We start from the raw sequence: 16,087 nt of genomic DNA on the forward strand, positions 1-16,087 counted from the left end.
AGGATGTATAATGAGCGAAATGGAACAGGAAACGAAATTAGTTATTATTACCGGGATGTCTGGCGCAGGAAAAACCGTTGCCGTACAAAGTTTTGAGGATCTTGGTTATTATTGCGTAGATAATCTCCCTCCAGCACTGTTGCCAAAATTTTTAGAGCTTATGCGAGATGCAACAAATAATATTAGACGGGTTGCTCTAGTAATGGATCTGCGTGGGCGTGAATTTTTTGATTCGCTGTTTGAGGCGCTTGATGTGTTGGGTGAAGCGGATTGGCTTGAGGAACACATTATCTTTTTGGATGCTAAGGACGAGACCCTTGTGACAAGATATAAAGAAACGCGGCGTTCCCACCCATTAGCAGTTGGTGGTCTGCCGCTTAAGGGGATTAAGCAGGAGCGGAAAATACTGGATGAACTAAGGGGGCGGGCGCAACGGATAATTGATACAACAAATCTGAAACCACGTGAACTGCGTGAAAAGATTCTAAAGGCTTATGCAGAAGATAAACAAGAGATTTTTTCTGTTCATTTGGTCTCATTTGGTTTTAAATATGGGGTACCGATTGATGCGGATTTAATGTTCGATGTCCGATTTTTACCAAATCCGCATTATGTTCCACATTTACAGCCTTTAACAGGACTGAATCAGGATGTTGCATCATATGTATTTAAATGGACGGATACACAGAAATTTAGCGAAAAAGTTCTTGATTTACTGCAATTTATGCTGCCACAGTATAAAAAAGAAGGGAAATCCCAATTGGTCGTGGCGATTGGATGTACGGGTGGGCAACATCGCTCGGTTACGTTGGCAGAATACTTTGCAAAGCAATTATCAACCGGGTATATTACGCATATTACGCACCGGGATATTGATAAACGGAAGGGAAATCGTATATGAACAGCAAAGCCCGAGCAAACGTAGTTGTAATTGGTGGTGGAACAGGAATGCCGGTTCTTCTGCGTGGCTTAAAGGATTTACCAATTCAGCTAACAGCCCTGGTAACTGTTGCCGATGATGGTGGCAGCACCGGCAGATTACGGTCGGAAATGGCTATGCCTGCCCCGGGGGATATTCGTAATGTCATCGCTGCTTTATCAGATGCAGAACCAATGTTGCTTGACCTATTCCAGCATCGATTTGCCAATGGAAATGGGTTGTCCGGCCATTCGATGGGCAATCTTTTGCTGGCTGCTATGACATCAATAACAGGAGATTTCTATACCGGAATTAAGGAAATCTCACGTGTGCTTAATGTAAAAGGAAAAATTTATCCAATATCCAATGAAAATATGTCACTTCATGCGAAAATGACCGATGGTTCGATTGTTTCGGGTGAATCAGCCATTCCAATGGCCCATAAACGAATAGAACGGGTATTTTTAAAGCCCCAGCCAATTAAACCATTACCAAATGCGGTAAAGGCCATTGAACAGGCAGATCTGATTGTCATCTCCCCAGGAAGTTTATACACGAGTATTATGCCAAACTTGATCATTCCACAAATTGATATGGCCATCAGGGAAGCGAAAGGTCGTGTGGTTTATGTATGTAATGTCATGACCCAGGCAGGGGAGACAACTGGATATACAGCCAGTGATCATGTGAAAGCCATTTATGATCATGTCGGTGAAGGCTGTATAGATTCAATTATTGTTCATAATGAACCAATCAGCAAGTCCGTACGAAGTGTTTATGCCGAAGAAAACGCGGACCCGGTAGTTTACGACATAGATCAGCTGCTTGCCATGAATTTACAAATCATTGAAGGCGATATTATCGACCATTCAAAAATGACATTGCGCCATGATACGCAGAAAATTGCCAAACTGCTTTATTCTATTATTGATCAATGAACAGAATGGCCTGCTAATTATTTCTGTTTGTTTCAAATTCGATGAAACGATAAGGGGGGTGTGAAGGGATGTCTTTTGCTTCAGAAATAAAGAAAGAGCTGACTTCCATAGAGGTGGATGAATGCTGCAAGACTGCGGAATTGGCAGCATTAATCCGTATGAATGGTGCTATCTCCCTTTCCAGACAGGCATATTTGCTTGATGTGCAAACAGAAAACGCCGCTATTGCCCGCCGCATTTATACATTAATTAAATCTTCCTATCCGCTGCCAGTGGAATTGCTTGTCCGTAAAAAAATGAAATTAAAGAAAAATAATGTATATATCGTTCGTTTAAAAAAGGATGTACGCAAACTGTTGGTTGATCTTGATATTCTTGAGGAACCATATACATTTGTGCGGACAATTTCCAACCAGTTTTTAAATCAAACCTGCTGTCAGCGGGCCTATTTACGTGGCGCTTTTTTAGCTGGAGGATCCATTAATAATCCGGAGACTTCCTCTTACCATTTGGAAATATTCAATTTTTATCAGGAACATAACGATGCCCTATGTGACCTGTTAAACAGCTTTGACCTAAAAGCACGTAAACTGGAACGGAAGAACGGCTATATAACGTATATTAAGGAAGCCGAAAAGATTACCGAGTTTTTAAATTTAATTGGGGCACATAATGCTTTATTTAAATTTGAAGATGTCCGGATTGTTCGTGATATGCGAAACTCCGTTAATCGTCTAGTGAATTGCGAGACAGCAAACCTGAATAAAACAATTGGTGCAGCTTTCAGACAAATTGAAAATATTAAATTTATTGAACAAACAGTCGGATTGGATGCATTGCCGGAAAAACTTCGTGAAATTGCGATATTACGCATTCAATATGAAGATGTCTCATTAAAGGAATTAGGGGAATTGGTTAAGGGCGGCAAGATCTCCAAATCTGGTGTAAATCACCGTCTAAAGAAGATTGATGAGTTTGCCGATAAATTACGCAACGGCGAAAAGTTGGGCGCATTAAAAGAGTAAATACGATGCAATTACCATGTATTTCATGGTATACTATAAACTATTAGAAAGCACCTCCTGTTTAAGGAGGTTGCTTCGATTAAATGTATGACAGCGTTTACAAAAAGGAAGGATGATGGTAGTGGTTGAGAGGTCTGTGACAGTGGAGCTTGAGACAGGATTACAGGCAAGACCAGCAGCACATTTTGTACAGGAGGCAAATCGATACGGTTCTCATTTATTTTTGGAAAAAGATGGGAAACGAATTAATGCCAAAAGTATTATGGGATTGATGAGTCTGGCGATAGGAACTGGTGAGACCATTACATTAATTGCCGAGGGTGCTGATGAGGAGGTTGCCATTAATCATTTGGCTTCGTTTGTTACAGAAACATAGAAAAATGGAGACTAGTTACCAGAGCTGGACATGACTTGTGTTACAGCAATACATTCTATAAAACAAATGAGGCAGATCCCGCAAGACCCGCCTCATTTATTTTTATTTTCTTATCTATCTTTTTCATTGTTTCGTTCCAGCACTTTATCGATCAAACCATATTCTGCTGATTTTTGCGCGGACATGAAATTATCACGTTCCGTATCGTGTTCGATTACCTCCAATGGTTGACCAGTACGTTCAGACATAATACGATTCATGCGTTTTTTGATTTCAATGATCCGTTTAGCATGAATTTCAATATCTGTTGCCTGACCTTGGGTGCCTCCTAATGGCTGGTGAATCATAATTTCACTATTTGGCAGAGCATAACGTTTACCTCTTTCGCCGGCGGTTAATAAGAATGCTCCCATGGACGCGGCCATTCCGGTACAGATCGTTGATACATCGGGTTTAATAAATTGCATCGTATCATAAATAGCCATACCAGCTGTGATGGAACCACCTGGCGAGTTAATGTAGATGGAAATATCTTTTTCCGGGTCCTCGGCTTCCAGGAAGAGTAATTGGGCAACAATAGAGTTTGCCACATTGTCATCGATGGCACTGCCAAGCATAATGATTCGGTCTTTAAGTAGTCGTGAGTAAATATCATATGCCCGTTCTCCGCGATTGGTCTGTTCAATAACTGTAGGGATTAAATTCATGGTTAGTTCCTCCTTCTTTCAATTGATCCATTTAAGAGGATGTTCAAAAAGTCCGGTAAAAATGACGTGCCCCTGCAAAAGGGGGATGCCGACGCCTGAGCGCAAGCCCGTTTTTAGTCGGCCTTCCTTTGAAGCTCGTATTGGCTTGCTTTTCCGCTCCTCATGTACCTTTTATGTACACTCCGGTGCTCAAAGCTACGCCGCCTAGAACTTCTCGGTCCTTTTTATCCTCCTTTTTGAACTCGCACTTTTAGATTGGATAGTTTCATCATACCTAATAGGTCAAAAAAGGTCAAACAAAAACGATCGACATGAACCGCAACCTTTTAAAACCAGCCCTAAAACCGTCTGCAATCCAGGGTGTTTCTTGTAACACGAAATTCCGCTTCTTCCATCATTCCCTATTATACAGAATATAAACTTTATTTATTGAACTTCCAAATTCATTATGTGGAGCACCATTTTTACCAGATCCTTTGTACATTCTCTTTTAATGGTTTTTTAGTTGCTTTTGATGTATTGGTTTGCATCGTGGGAATTCCGACCTTTGATATTTTGATTTTCAGGATGAATATGATACATGGGTGGTGACCTGCTTTGGGGGATTTTCTCTCTTTTCCCAAATTTAGTGGAAAAAATTTGTTATGTCAATGTCAAATGAAACTTTTTCTGTGAAGAGATGATTTTCAGTGGTTTGCAAGGGAAGAGAAAGAATAAATTTGTAAAAAAAGGCTTGTATTTGTAAACTAAAGAAGTTATAATGTTCATTGTGCGTTAATTAATCCGAAATGCGCCCGTAGCTCAGTTGGATAGAGCGTTGGTTTCCGGTACCAAGTCTGCCGGGGGTTCGAATCCTCCCGGGCGCGCTTAAATAAAGCGGCAAGGAAGTAAACATTTGCTTACTCCCTTGCCGCTTTTTCATTGCTAATAGACTTCTAACATCAGAATTTCGCGTGAAGTAATACATACCACAAAAGGACTTAAGCATATCATTATAAAATTTCCCGGGATTATGGCACAATTACAGATAAGGGTTATGGACATGCTACACCATAACAGAATAATGGAGGTTCCGGATGATTAACGTTATTTTTTACACGAAGGAAAATTGCCCATTATGCGAGAATGCGTTGGCTCTTTTGAAACTTTTGCAACAAGATTATTCATTTGATATTGATACACGGGATATCTATAGCAATGACAACTGGCTGGAAAAATATCAATTACTTATCCCATATGTCAAAATAGGTGCAGTTGAACTTGATTGTGAACAAATAAATTTGGCTACCCTTGAAGACGCAATAAAAATGGCAAATTGATATTTATAAGTTGAAATTATCCTGCACTATGATAAAATAAAATTATACAAAGATTCTTTGTGTAATTTTTTTGCTCCAATCGGGACATATTATGACCTATCGGGACATTATTGATCCAGCAAAAGGGGCTTGTCGATGCGAGCTTTAATTGATTTACAAAAAAAATTATTCCCAGATTTGCTGCAAATCATGCAACAACGCTATACCGTATTGAAAAGTGTCAGCATGTTTCAGCCGATTGGCAGGCGAGGTCTTGCGGAACAGGCGGGTATGACTGAACGCTCGGTTCGTGGTGAGGTAGATCTACTGCAGACCCAAGGGTTGTTGGATGTAACCCCAAAAGGAATGCTTATTACGGATGAGGGGAAAGTAGTAGTAAAGCAAATGGCTGCTTTTATGAAAGAAGTCATGGGAATAACAGTTTTGGAAGAACAACTGCAGGATATATTACATGTAGAAAGAGCGATTGTTGTTCCTGGTAATAGCGATGATGAGGATTGGGTAAAACTAGAAATGGGCAAGGCGTGTGTATCGTTTCTCAAAACGATTGTGGCGGACAATCCGACGCTTGCTGTAACCGGTGGGACAACGATGGCTGCTGTGGCACATGCGATGTATCCTATCGGCGATGCTGTGCCATGCCTGTTTGTGCCAGCAAGGGGCGGCATTGGTGAAAAAATGGAGAATCAAGCGAACACAATTGTTGCTGAAATGGCACAAAAGGCAAAGGGGGCATATCGTTTGTTGTATGTTCCCGACCCATTAAGCGAATCATCATATCAATCAATGATTCAGGAACCATCCATACAGGAAGTTTTACAACTGATCCGTAATGCTGACATTGTCTTGCATGGGATTGGTGATGCGCTAACGATGGCCAAACGGCGGAAAACAACTGATCAGGTTATCCGGCAGCTAATCGATCATAAAGCAGTTGGTGAGGCATTTGGTTATTATTTCAATAATCAAGGTGACGTCGTTCACAAGGTACGTACAATCGGCATGCAGATGGAAGATCTGACAAAAGCAAACTATGTCATTACAGTTGCTGGTGGCGCCTCAAAGGCACAAGCTATTACATCTTATTTTAAATGGGGTAAAAGTAATTTGTTTATCACCGATGAAGCCGCGGCAAAAAAGATTTTAAGGGAATAATCTCTTTAAAATATTAAGTTCATGGGAGGACTATCAAATGACAGTAAAAATAGGTATTAATGGATTTGGACGTATTGGACGTAATGTATTTCGCCAAGCATTAAAAAATGATGCAGTAGAGGTTGTTGCAGTGAATGATTTAACCGATGCTGACATGCTTGCACACTTATTGAAATACGATTCCGTACATGGGAAATTGGAAGAAGAAGTTACTGTAAATGGTTCTAATTTAGTTGTTGGCGGCAAAGAAATCAAAGTATTGTCCGAACGTGATCCAGCGGACTTGGGCTGGGGAGACCTCGGTGTACAGGTAGTTATCGAATCAACCGGTCGTTTCACCCATCGCAACGATGCCCAAAAACACTTGGATGCCGGTGCCAAAAAAGTAATCATTTCAGCACCAGCTAAAGAAGAAGATTTAACAATGGTAATGGGTGTCAATGAACAAGATTATGATCCGGCAAAACACCATGTATTATCAAACGCATCATGTACAACTAATGGCATTGCACCACTTGCTAAAGTATTGCATGAAAAATTCGGTTTAAAACGTGGTTTAATGACTACTGTTCATTCCTATACCAACGATCAGCAAATTCTTGACCTGCCACACAAAGATTACCGTCGTGCCCGTGCAGCTGCACAAAATATTATTCCAACAACAACCGGAGCGGCAAAAGTAGTTGGTAAAGTATTGCCAGAACTTAACGGTAAATTGAACGGTATGGCCATTCGTGTACCAACACCAGATGGTTCAATCATTGATTTAGTTGCTGATCTTGAGCAAAATGTAACTGCTGAAGACGTCAATGAAGCATTCAAAGAAGCTGCAAATGGTGATTTGAAAAATGTCTTGGAATATACCGATGAACCGCTTGTTTCTTCCGATATTGTTGGCAACAGTCATTCCTCTATTTTTGACAGTTTATCAACAATGATTTTGGAAGATAACATGGTGAAAGTTGTTTCCTGGTATGATAATGAAATGGGCTATTCAACCCGTTGTGTAGATATGGCCGCATTCATAGGTGAACAAGGACTATAAGGTAGAATTAGGGTATAATGGGGGAGGATGGCTATTCCTCTCCCTTTTTCATTAGATTAGAAATGACAGATAAAGGGAACAACAAAACCGTACATACTTTTCAGGGAGGCTCTTTATATGAATAAGAAAACATTGACAGACCTTGATGTGAAAGGTAAGAAGGTCTTTTGCCGTGTCGATTTTAACGTGCCAATGAGCGATGGGAAAGTGACTGATGATACCCGCATTAAGGCTGCATTGCCGACCATCGAGTATTTAACGGAACATGGTGCGATTTTAATCCTGGCAAGTCACCTTGGCCGTCCAAAGGGGAATGTGGTAGAAGAACTGCGCTTGGATCCAGTTGCTAAGCGATTGAGTGATCTAATTGGTAAGGAGGTCACTAAAACCGATGCTGTTTATGGGGAAGAAGTGAATCAAGCCATTTCCCAACTTGAAAATGGGGATATATTACTGATTGAAAATGTCCGTTTTGAGCCCGGTGAAGAAAAAAATGATCCCCAACTGATTGAGGCGTTTGCGTCCATGGCAGATTTATATGTGAATGATGCATTTGGTGCCGCCCACCGTGCCCATGCATCTACAACAGGAGTGGGCGAGAAACTGCCTGCTGCGGCCGGTTTTTTAATGGAAAAAGAAATCCGTGTGCTTGGCAATGCCTTAGAAAATCCCGATCGTCCGTTTACAGCGATCATTGGCGGGGCAAAGGTGAAGGACAAAATTGATGTCATTGACCATTTGCTGGATAAAGTTGACAACCTAATTATTGGTGGCGGTCTTGCTTATACGTTTATTAAAGCGAAAGGATATGAAATTGGCAAATCATTGTTGGAGGAAGATAAACTTGATTTGGCCAAGCAATTTATGAACAAAGCTGATGATAAAGGCGTACGCTTTGTCCTGCCAGTCGATGCGGTTGTTGCTGATGATTTTTCCGAAGATGCTAATACCAAAATAGTTGCAATTGATCAAATACCTGCTGATTGGGAAGCGCTCGATATTGGTCCAAAAACACGGGAACTTTATCAAGAGATAGTTGCTGATTCCAAACTAATTATCTGGAACGGACCAATGGGAGTATTTGAAATGAATGCATTTGCTGGCGGAACAATGGCAGTTGCCAAAGCATTGGCTGAAACCGATGGCTATACCGTTATTGGTGGTGGCGATTCCGCTGCAGCTGTTGAGAAATTTGGCTTTGCTGGTGACATGGATCATGTATCGACCGGTGGGGGGGCATCACTTGAATTTATGGAAGGAAAAGAACTTCCAGGTGTCCAGGCACTTGATGATAAATAAAATAGATGAGGTGATAGGATGCGAAAAACTGTAATTGCCGGTAATTGGAAGATGAATAAAGTTTTATCAGAAGCGGATCAGTTCATGGAGGAGATTACGGGCAAAATAACAAATAATGATAATACAGAAGCAATTGTATGTGCACCATTTCCATTCTTGCCTTCCCTTGTGGAAAAAGCAAAAAGATCCAACGTAAAAGTTGGAGCACAAAACATGCACTATGAAGAAAATGGTGCATTTACGGGAGAAGTTAGTCCTGTCATGTTAAATGATTTGGGCGTAACGCACGTTGTTTTGGGGCATTCGGAACGTCGGGAATATTTTGCCGAGACCGATGAGACTGTGAACAAGAAAACCCATGCTGCCTTTCAACATGATCTGATTCCGATAGTCTGCGTTGGCGAAACTTTGGAGCAACGGGAAAACAATGAGACTATGGATCATGTCAAAAATCAAGTGCAAAAGGCATTGGCCGGTCTGACCAATGACCAGGTTGAGCAAACAATGATTGCTTATGAACCGATTTGGGCAATTGGTACAGGAAAAACAGCCACAAGTGACCAGGCTAATGAAGTTTGCAGTCATATTCGTAAAGTGATTGGAGAATTGACATCAACAGACGTAGCGGAAAACGTAGTCATCCAATATGGCGGAAGCGTCAAACCAGCAAATATCGATGAATTACTGGCTAAATCGGATATTGATGGTGCCTTGGTCGGCGGTGCAAGTCTCGAAGCCAATTCATTCCTGCAACTTGTGGAGGCGGGTACGAAATGAGTAGTAATAAGCTAGCAGCAATTATTATTCTTGATGGATTTGGAATTCGTCAAGAGAAACAAGGAAATGCAGTAAAGCAGGCCAATAAGCCAAACTTTGACCGGTATTGGGAAAAATACCCTCATAATCAGTTACAGGCAAGTGGAAAAGCGGTTGGACTTCCTGAAGGACAAATGGGAAATTCCGAAGTTGGCCATTTGAACATTGGTGCAGGAAGGATTGTTTATCAAAGTCTGACCCGCGTTAATTTGTCAATTGAAGAAGGAGACTTTTTCGAAAACAGTGCTTTTGTTAAATCGGTGCAGCATGCCAAACAACACGACAAAGCATTGCATATCTTTGGCTTGTTGTCAGATGGTGGGGTTCATAGCCATATTAACCATTTGTTTGCTTTACTAAAATTAGCCCAAAAACAGGGTCTTGACAAGGTTTATGTTCATGCATTTTTGGATGGGCGAGATGTTGGTCCAAAAACAGCGAAAAAATACATCAAGGAAACGGAAGAAAAAATGAAGGAATATGGTGTCGGTGAATTTGCCACGATTTCCGGCCGGTATTATTCCATGGATCGGGATAAACGCTGGGATCGGGTGAAAAAAGCTTATGATGCCATGGTTTATGGGGAAGGACCAAAATACCAGGATCCGTATACATTGGTTAATGACTCGTATGAAAATGGAATTTATGATGAGTTTGTTATTCCATCCGTTTTAACAGATGAAAATGGAAAACCGAAAGCAACCGTCCAAGATGGGGATTCAATCATTTTTTATAATTTCCGTCCAGACCGAGCCATTCAGATTTCAAGAACCTTTGCCAATGAAGACTTTCATGACTTTGATCGTGGTGATAAGGTGCCACAAGATCTTGACTTTGTGATGCTGACCAATTTCAGTGAGTCTGTTGATGGCTATGTCGCTTATCAGCCGGTAAATCTTGATAATACGATTGGCGAAGTATTATCTCAGAACAATATGAAACAACTGCGGATTGCCGAAACGGAAAAATATCCGCATGTTACCTTCTTTATGAGTGGTGGCCGTGAGCAGGAATTTCCGGGTGAGAAACGGATTTTGATTAATTCACCAAAGGTTGCGACGTATGACTTGAAACCGGAGATGAGTGCGTATGAGGTGACCGACGCATTGCTTGAGGAGCTTGATAAAGGCGAAGAGAATGCGATTATCTTAAACTTTGCCAATCCTGATATGGTTGGTCATTCAGGTAAATTGGAGCCAACGATAAAAGCAATTGAAGCGGTTGACGAATGTCTTGGTAAAGTAGTAGATAAAATCACGGAACTTGGTGGTCATGCGATTATTTTTGCGGATCATGGCAACTCGGATGAAGTGGTCACACCAGATGGTAAACCGATGACGTCGCACACAACAAATCCGGTTCCGGTAATTGTGACCAAAGAAGGTGTTGAGCTGCGAGACGGTGGCATTTTAGCAGATGTTGCTCCGACATTGCTTGACCTGTTAGATGTTGAGAAACCAGAAGAAATGACTGGTGAATCATTGATTACAAAACAATAGATAATAAATATAAAGGAGTGTTTTTAATGCCATATATTACAGATGTTTATGCACGAGAAGTATTAGATTCCCGCGGTAACCCAACTGTTGAAGTGGAAGTTTTTACGGAGTCAGGAGCATTTGGTTCCGCAATCGTTCCAAGCGGTGCCTCTACAGGTGAGTACGAAGCTGTAGAATTACGTGATGGAGATAAAGATCGTTATCTTGGCAAAGGGGTCACACAAGCAGTCAAGAATGTCAATGAAACGATTGCTCCGGAATTACTTGGTCTGGATGTTACCCGGCAAAATGTTATTGACCGGTTAATGATTGAGCTGGATGGTACAGAAAACAAAGGAAAATTGGGTGCTAATGCAATTTTGGGTGTCTCAATGGCAGTAGCCCATGCAGCGGCAAGTTATTTGGAAATGCCATTATATAATTACTTAGGCGGCTTTAATGCAAAAACACTGCCAACACCAATGATGAACATTTTAAATGGTGGTGAACATGCAGACAACAATGTTGATATCCAGGAGTTCATGGTCATGCCTGCTGGTGCCCCATCATTCAAAGAAGCACTGAGAATGGGGGCGGAGGTTTTCCATTCCCTGAAGAATGTGCTGAAGAAAAAAGGCTATAATACTGCTGTTGGTGATGAGGGTGGATTTGCGCCAAACCTTGGTTCCAATGAAGAGGCTTTGCAGACTATTGTTGAGGCCATTGAGGCAGCCGGTTATAAACCTGGTGAAGAAGTGAAACTTGCGATGGATGTTGCCTCATCCGAAATATATGAAGATGGCAAGTATAACCTCAAAGGTGAAGGTGTGGTTCGTACTTCAGAAGAAATGGTCGATTGGTACGAATCATTGGTTGAGAAATATCCAATTGTTTCCATTGAGGATGGATTGGATGAAGATGACTGGGAAGGCCACAAAAAATTAACAGACCGTTTGGGCAGCCGTGTTCAATTAGTTGGGGACGACCTGTTTGTTACCAATACCGTACGCTTGGCAAAGGGTATTGAACAGGGTGTAGGAAACTCCATCCTTGTTAAAGTAAATCAAATTGGCACTTTAACGGAGACATTCGAAGCGATCGAAATGGCTAAACGTGCTGGTTATACGGCAATTATTTCTCACCGTTCAGGAGAAACAGAAGATGCCACCATCGCTGACATCGCAGTTGCTACCAACGCAGGTCAAATTAAAACAGGCGCACCTTCCCGCACGGATCGTGTAGCCAAATATAATCAGCTCTTGCGTATTGAAGATGAGCTAGCCGGTATGGGTGAATATGCCGGAGAGACAGCATTTTATAACCTGAAAAAGTAAATAGGTTCCGTTCATTTTACACCACTTACCCGAACAGCGGGATAGTGGTGTTTTTCTTTTGGTCTAGGACAATGCAGGTGGTTAATAAGGTATAAGGAAACATACTTTTTACAAAAACAGGAGGAATTGCATGGCGGTAAAAGTGCTACTGTTTGGGGATATTGGAATTGATGATACGGTTGCACTTATGTATGGTTATTTTAAAGATGAAATTGATATCGTGGGGGTCGTGGCCGATTATGGCAATATACCACGAAAAAGAGCGGTAAGGAGTGTTCGTTACTTGTCCCGTTTATTGGGAATATCCGAAGATGAAGTCAAAATTATTGGGGGTGCAGAACTCCCCTTAACAGGTACCGAGCCAACATATTTTCCGGAAATCCACGGGGAATATGGATTGGGACCGATTATCCCACCTCACCTTCCTGATGGGACGATTGAAAATTTTTTTGAAATCATCGATATCATCAAAAAGTATCAAAATGAATTGATTATCGTCAACATTAGCCGGTTAACATCGTTGGCGACTATGTTTGTTTTATACCGTCATTTAATGCAAAAAGTTCAATCAATCTATATTATGGGTGGGGCATTTTGGGTACCGGGGAATGTGACCGCTGTATCAGAGGCGAATTTTTACGCTGATCCTATTGCTGCAAAAACGGTGCTGAATCATGCCCAACGTGTTACCATCATTCCTTTAAATGTTACCCAAAAGGCCGTCATCACTCCGCAAATGGTTGATTACATTGCCCATAAAGGAAAAGCGAAGATCATAAAGCCACTAATGGATTATTATTACAACTTTTATAAAAAACGTAATCCACTTATCCAAGGGAGTCCTGTTCATGATGCTTTAACCTTAATGGCAACTGTTCATGAAGAGATGTTTGGCTTTAGTTATCTTCCGGTTGAAATTGTTCAGGATCCACATGGAGTTGCCAAAGGTCAAAGTCTCGCGGATATTCGACCATATTTAAATCCGAAAAACAAAAAGGGAAAGATACATCGAATTGCTTTTACACTCGATTATTCAAGATTTTATAATGATTTTATGTCGGTTATGACCGGAGAGCGTTTTTAATGGGTATCCAAATGTGCTAATCTAGAAAAAGAATTATAGATTAGCGGGGTGGTTACCATCGATATATTCGAGGCAATCAAGGGGAGAAGAAGTACACATAGTTTTTATCCTGACGAAGTAAATATATCGATTTTAAAAGAAATTTTTACATATGGGTCATGGGCTCCGACACACTATATGAAAGAGCCGTGGAACATAAAACTGTACCAGGCCAAGGGAAAAGAGAAACTGGTGGATGCCATTATTGCGAGTTACCAGCGGATAGGTATGCTTAAGCAAGATAATGACCCAAAAACAGTAAAGATGATTGCATCCATGAAACAATTTTTATTGGAAATTCCTCATCATGCATTGATATACTTTACCATTAACCCGGAGCCAATTCGTTATGAAGAGGAATACGCTTCTGTTTGTGCTTTTATTCAGAACATGCAATTGGCGGCATGGTCGTTTGGAGTGGGCATGTTATGGACCATTACGCCATATATGCATGATCCCGGATTTGCCGAGGACATTGGGTTGGATAGTGATCAAGTGAAGATTGCTGCGGTTATGCAGATTGGCTATCCAAAACAAATCTCAAGGAATAAAGGGAGGACAGCGATTGAACAAAAACTTGAAATTATTTCGGAATAAATAGACCCAAATGGAATATTCCGGATAGGGCGATTATATATCGACAAAACGTGCAGATGTATCAGCCCAGGACGATCAATAATAACAACCCGCTTGACCAGATTGTCCAGGCGGGTTGTTGCTGTTTCCTATTCTGTTTTTTCTTTGATGAATTCCACAACTTCTTCAGCGGTTCCCATGCTAAGAATTTTTTCTTTATAGGAGGCGAGTTTTTCTTTTGATAGATGCGAAAGCTGTGTTCTGGCTGGTAGAATTGATGTAGCACTCATGCTAAACTCATCAAGACCTAACGCCAATAGAATCGGAATTGCAATTGGATCACCGGCCATTTCCCCACACATGCCAACCCATTTATCTTCACTATGAGCAGCCTCAATTACATTGTTCACCAGGTTCAAAATTGCCGGATTGTATGGCTGATACAAATAGGAGACACGTTCGTTCATCCGATCCGCTGCCATGGTGTATTGAATCAAATCGTTGGTTCCTACACTAAAAAAGTCTACTTCCTTAGCGAACTGTTTAGCAATGACAGCTGTTGCAGGAATTTCTACCATGATACCAATTTCAATATGATCGGAGACCTCTTTTCCTTCTTTTTTCAGGTCTTCTTTTTCATCGAGCAAGATGGCTTTTGCCTGGCGAAATTCTTCCAGCGTAGCAATCATCGGGAACATAATTTTTAAATTTCCATGGGCACTGGCACGTAATAAGGCGCGCAATTGCGTGCGGAAAACTGATTCATTTTCCAGGCAGAAACGAATTGCACGAAAACCAAGGAATGGATTCATTTCTTTTGGTAAATCCAAATAGCTGATTTCCTTATCCCCGCCGACATCAAGTGTTCTGACTACAACCGGCTTGTCACCGAATTGCTCCAGCACTGACTTGTAAGCCTCATATTGCTCTTCTTCGGTTGGAAGTTCGGATTTCCCCATGTAAAGAAACTCGGTACGATAAAGTCCTACACCTTCTCCACCGTTTTCCAAAACTCCTGTAACATCTTGAGGTGTGCCGATATTGGCAACCAATTCGACTTGCTCCCCATCAGAAGTCATTGTAGGCTCATTTTTTAATTTTGCCCATTCTTCTTTCTGCTTAGCAAAATCTTCCTGTTTTTTTCTGTATGCTGTCAGTTCATCATCTGAAGGGTTAACAATAACTTGTCCTTTCAGACCATCAACAATTACGGTATCATTGTGGGAAACCATATTCGTGATTTCTTTTGTTCCGACAACGGCTGGAATTTCAAGTGATCGCGCCATAATCGCGGAATGAGAGGTGCGGCCGCCAATATCTGTGGCAAACCCTTTGACAAATTTGCGATTTAATTGCGCTGTGTCGGATGGTGTTAAATCGTGAGCAATTACAACCACTTCTTCATCTATCAAAGCGGGGTCGGGAAATGTTACACCAAGCAGATGAGCCATAACCCGTTTGGTAACATCCTGAATATCCGCAGCACGTTCCCGCATATATTCATTGTCCATGTTTTTAAATATCTCGATAAATGTGTTGGCTGTTTCTTCCAAAGCGGCTTCGGCCATGACATTATCAGTGGTGATCTTGTCCTTGATCGGATTAATCAATTCAGGATCACTTAGTACAAGCAAATGGGCGGAAAAAATTTCGGCATGCTCGTCACCAATTTCTTGTTTGGCGTGGGCTTTGATTTTTTCTAATTCTTGTTTAGATATTTCCAATGCCTGATCCAGACGTTTTATTTCTTCGTTTGGATTATCGATTGGTTTTTTGCCAAATGATAAATCGGGAGTAACAAGTTGATAGGCTTTTGCAATGGCAATCCCATTTGCAGCAGCAATTCCATCTATAAATGACATAATGTTTACGACCAGCCTTTCTTGTAAAAAAAATGTATATAACCATCTATTATTTTAACTTTTCCACAAGCCAGTTTCAAGTTATAGTGCGTAATTGCGGGCATTTTGTCGAAAA

Annotated in this window: 15 protein-coding genes and 1 tRNA gene; 14 read left to right on the forward strand and 2 right to left on the reverse strand. The window is 41.2% G+C overall.

The window, feature by feature from the left end; genetic code table 11:
* Nucleotides 1-10 precede the first annotated feature (10 nt).
* From rapZ to ABRT01_RS07020, 4 genes are all read left to right on the forward strand, one after another.
* On the forward strand, nt 11-901 hold the full coding sequence (rapZ, locus tag ABRT01_RS07005) for an RNase adapter RapZ (protein ID WP_269411840.1): 891 nt from the start codon (nt 11-13) through the stop codon (nt 899-901).
* Entirely contained in the window at nt 898-1,857 is a 960-nt protein-coding gene (locus ABRT01_RS07010; protein WP_269411841.1) for a gluconeogenesis factor YvcK family protein, read from the forward strand. Before rapZ ends, ABRT01_RS07010 begins: the two co-directional genes overlap by 4 nt.
* Before the next feature lie 68 nt (nt 1,858-1,925).
* The gene (gene whiA / locus ABRT01_RS07015; protein WP_269411842.1) at nt 1,926-2,882 is read left to right on the forward strand and encodes a DNA-binding protein WhiA; all 957 of its coding nucleotides are present in this window, start codon (nt 1,926-1,928) and stop codon (nt 2,880-2,882) included.
* Nucleotides 2,883-3,003: 121 nt separating this feature from the next.
* Complete coding sequence (locus ABRT01_RS07020) at nt 3,004-3,258, forward strand: HPr family phosphocarrier protein (RefSeq protein WP_269411843.1); 255 nt, start codon at nt 3,004-3,006, stop codon at nt 3,256-3,258.
* A gap of 110 nt (nt 3,259-3,368) precedes the next feature.
* Here ABRT01_RS07020 and clpP read toward each other — a convergent pair whose 3' ends face one another.
* Nucleotides 3,369-3,965, reverse strand: coding sequence for an ATP-dependent Clp endopeptidase proteolytic subunit ClpP (gene clpP, locus ABRT01_RS07025; protein ID WP_269411844.1), 597 nt, complete (start codon nt 3,963-3,965; stop codon nt 3,369-3,371).
* A 790-nt stretch (nt 3,966-4,755) separates the two neighbouring features.
* Between clpP and ABRT01_RS07030 the strand changes: the two genes are divergently transcribed.
* The 10 genes from ABRT01_RS07030 (at nt 4,756) to ABRT01_RS07075 (ending at nt 14,131) form a co-directional block, all read left to right on the forward strand.
* Nucleotides 4,756-4,831: transfer RNA gene (locus ABRT01_RS07030), tRNA-Arg, on the forward strand.
* 210 nt (nt 4,832-5,041) lie between these two features.
* Nucleotides 5,042-5,284, forward strand: a complete 243-nt coding sequence (locus tag ABRT01_RS07035; RefSeq protein ID WP_269411845.1) for a glutaredoxin family protein — start codon at nt 5,042-5,044, stop codon at nt 5,282-5,284.
* Between the two features lie 135 nt (nt 5,285-5,419).
* Nucleotides 5,420-6,439 (forward strand): sugar-binding transcriptional regulator, encoded by a 1,020-nt coding sequence (locus ABRT01_RS07040; protein WP_367746701.1) that lies wholly within the window; start codon nt 5,420-5,422, stop codon nt 6,437-6,439.
* Between the two features lie 37 nt (nt 6,440-6,476).
* Nucleotides 6,477-7,484: a type I glyceraldehyde-3-phosphate dehydrogenase gene (gap, locus tag ABRT01_RS07045; protein WP_269411847.1), complete on the forward strand. Its 1,008-nt coding sequence runs from the start codon at nt 6,477-6,479 to the stop codon at nt 7,482-7,484.
* A 117-nt stretch (nt 7,485-7,601) separates the two neighbouring features.
* Nucleotides 7,602-8,783: a phosphoglycerate kinase gene (locus ABRT01_RS07050; RefSeq protein ID WP_367746703.1), complete on the forward strand. Its 1,182-nt coding sequence runs from the start codon at nt 7,602-7,604 to the stop codon at nt 8,781-8,783.
* Nucleotides 8,784-8,801: 18 nt separating this feature from the next.
* The gene (gene tpiA, locus ABRT01_RS07055; protein ID WP_367746704.1) at nt 8,802-9,560 is read left to right on the forward strand and encodes a triose-phosphate isomerase; all 759 of its coding nucleotides are present in this window, start codon (nt 8,802-8,804) and stop codon (nt 9,558-9,560) included.
* Nucleotides 9,557-11,098, forward strand: a complete 1,542-nt coding sequence (gene gpmI, locus ABRT01_RS07060) for a 2,3-bisphosphoglycerate-independent phosphoglycerate mutase (protein ID WP_367746705.1) — start codon at nt 9,557-9,559, stop codon at nt 11,096-11,098. Before tpiA ends, gpmI begins: the two co-directional genes overlap by 4 nt.
* A 26-nt stretch (nt 11,099-11,124) precedes the next feature.
* Nucleotides 11,125-12,411: a phosphopyruvate hydratase gene (eno, locus tag ABRT01_RS07065; protein WP_367746707.1), complete on the forward strand. Its 1,287-nt coding sequence runs from the start codon at nt 11,125-11,127 to the stop codon at nt 12,409-12,411.
* A gap of 130 nt (nt 12,412-12,541) precedes the next feature.
* Nucleotides 12,542-13,495, forward strand: coding sequence for a nucleoside hydrolase (locus ABRT01_RS07070; protein WP_269411852.1), 954 nt, complete (start codon nt 12,542-12,544; stop codon nt 13,493-13,495).
* Between the two features lie 48 nt (nt 13,496-13,543).
* Nucleotides 13,544-14,131, forward strand: coding sequence for a nitroreductase family protein (locus ABRT01_RS07075; protein ID WP_269411853.1), 588 nt, complete (start codon nt 13,544-13,546; stop codon nt 14,129-14,131).
* 128 nt (nt 14,132-14,259) lie between these two features.
* Here the strand turns inward: ABRT01_RS07075 and ptsP are convergent, their stop codons facing one another.
* Nucleotides 14,260-15,972, reverse strand: coding sequence for a phosphoenolpyruvate--protein phosphotransferase (gene ptsP / locus ABRT01_RS07080; protein WP_269411854.1), 1,713 nt, complete (start codon nt 15,970-15,972; stop codon nt 14,260-14,262).
* Between the last annotated feature and the right edge of the window lie 115 nt (nt 15,973-16,087).

Origin of the sequence: Lentibacillus sp. L22, from assembly GCF_040812445.1 — a bacterium.
Taxonomy (GTDB): domain Bacteria; phylum Bacillota; class Bacilli; order Bacillales; family Amphibacillaceae; genus Lentibacillus_C; species Lentibacillus_C daqui.

What these genes read in the sequence shown, in the direction of transcription:
- ABRT01_RS07070 (WP_269411852.1), top strand. Translation starts at nt 12,542, where the DNA reads ATGGCGGTAAAAGTGCTACTGTTTGGGGATATTGGAATTGATGATACG.
- rapZ (WP_269411840.1), top strand. Translation starts at nt 11, where the DNA reads ATGAGCGAAATGGAACAGGAAACGAAATTAGTTATTATTACCGGGATG.
- gpmI (WP_367746705.1), top strand. Translation starts at nt 9,557, where the DNA reads ATGAGTAGTAATAAGCTAGCAGCAATTATTATTCTTGATGGATTTGGA.
- tpiA (WP_367746704.1), top strand. Translation starts at nt 8,802, where the DNA reads ATGCGAAAAACTGTAATTGCCGGTAATTGGAAGATGAATAAAGTTTTA.
- eno (WP_367746707.1), top strand. Translation starts at nt 11,125, where the DNA reads ATGCCATATATTACAGATGTTTATGCACGAGAAGTATTAGATTCCCGC.
- whiA (WP_269411842.1), top strand. Translation starts at nt 1,926, where the DNA reads ATGTCTTTTGCTTCAGAAATAAAGAAAGAGCTGACTTCCATAGAGGTG.
- ABRT01_RS07040 (WP_367746701.1), top strand. Translation starts at nt 5,420, where the DNA reads ATGCGAGCTTTAATTGATTTACAAAAAAAATTATTCCCAGATTTGCTG.
- clpP (WP_269411844.1), bottom strand. Translation starts at nt 3,965, where the DNA reads ATGAATTTAATCCCTACAGTTATTGAACAGACCAATCGCGGAGAACGG.
- ABRT01_RS07010 (WP_269411841.1), top strand. Translation starts at nt 898, where the DNA reads ATGAACAGCAAAGCCCGAGCAAACGTAGTTGTAATTGGTGGTGGAACA.
- ptsP (WP_269411854.1), bottom strand. Translation starts at nt 15,972, where the DNA reads ATGTCATTTATAGATGGAATTGCTGCTGCAAATGGGATTGCCATTGCA.
- gap (WP_269411847.1), top strand. Translation starts at nt 6,477, where the DNA reads ATGACAGTAAAAATAGGTATTAATGGATTTGGACGTATTGGACGTAAT.
- ABRT01_RS07035 (WP_269411845.1), top strand. Translation starts at nt 5,042, where the DNA reads ATGATTAACGTTATTTTTTACACGAAGGAAAATTGCCCATTATGCGAG.
- ABRT01_RS07050 (WP_367746703.1), top strand. Translation starts at nt 7,602, where the DNA reads ATGAATAAGAAAACATTGACAGACCTTGATGTGAAAGGTAAGAAGGTC.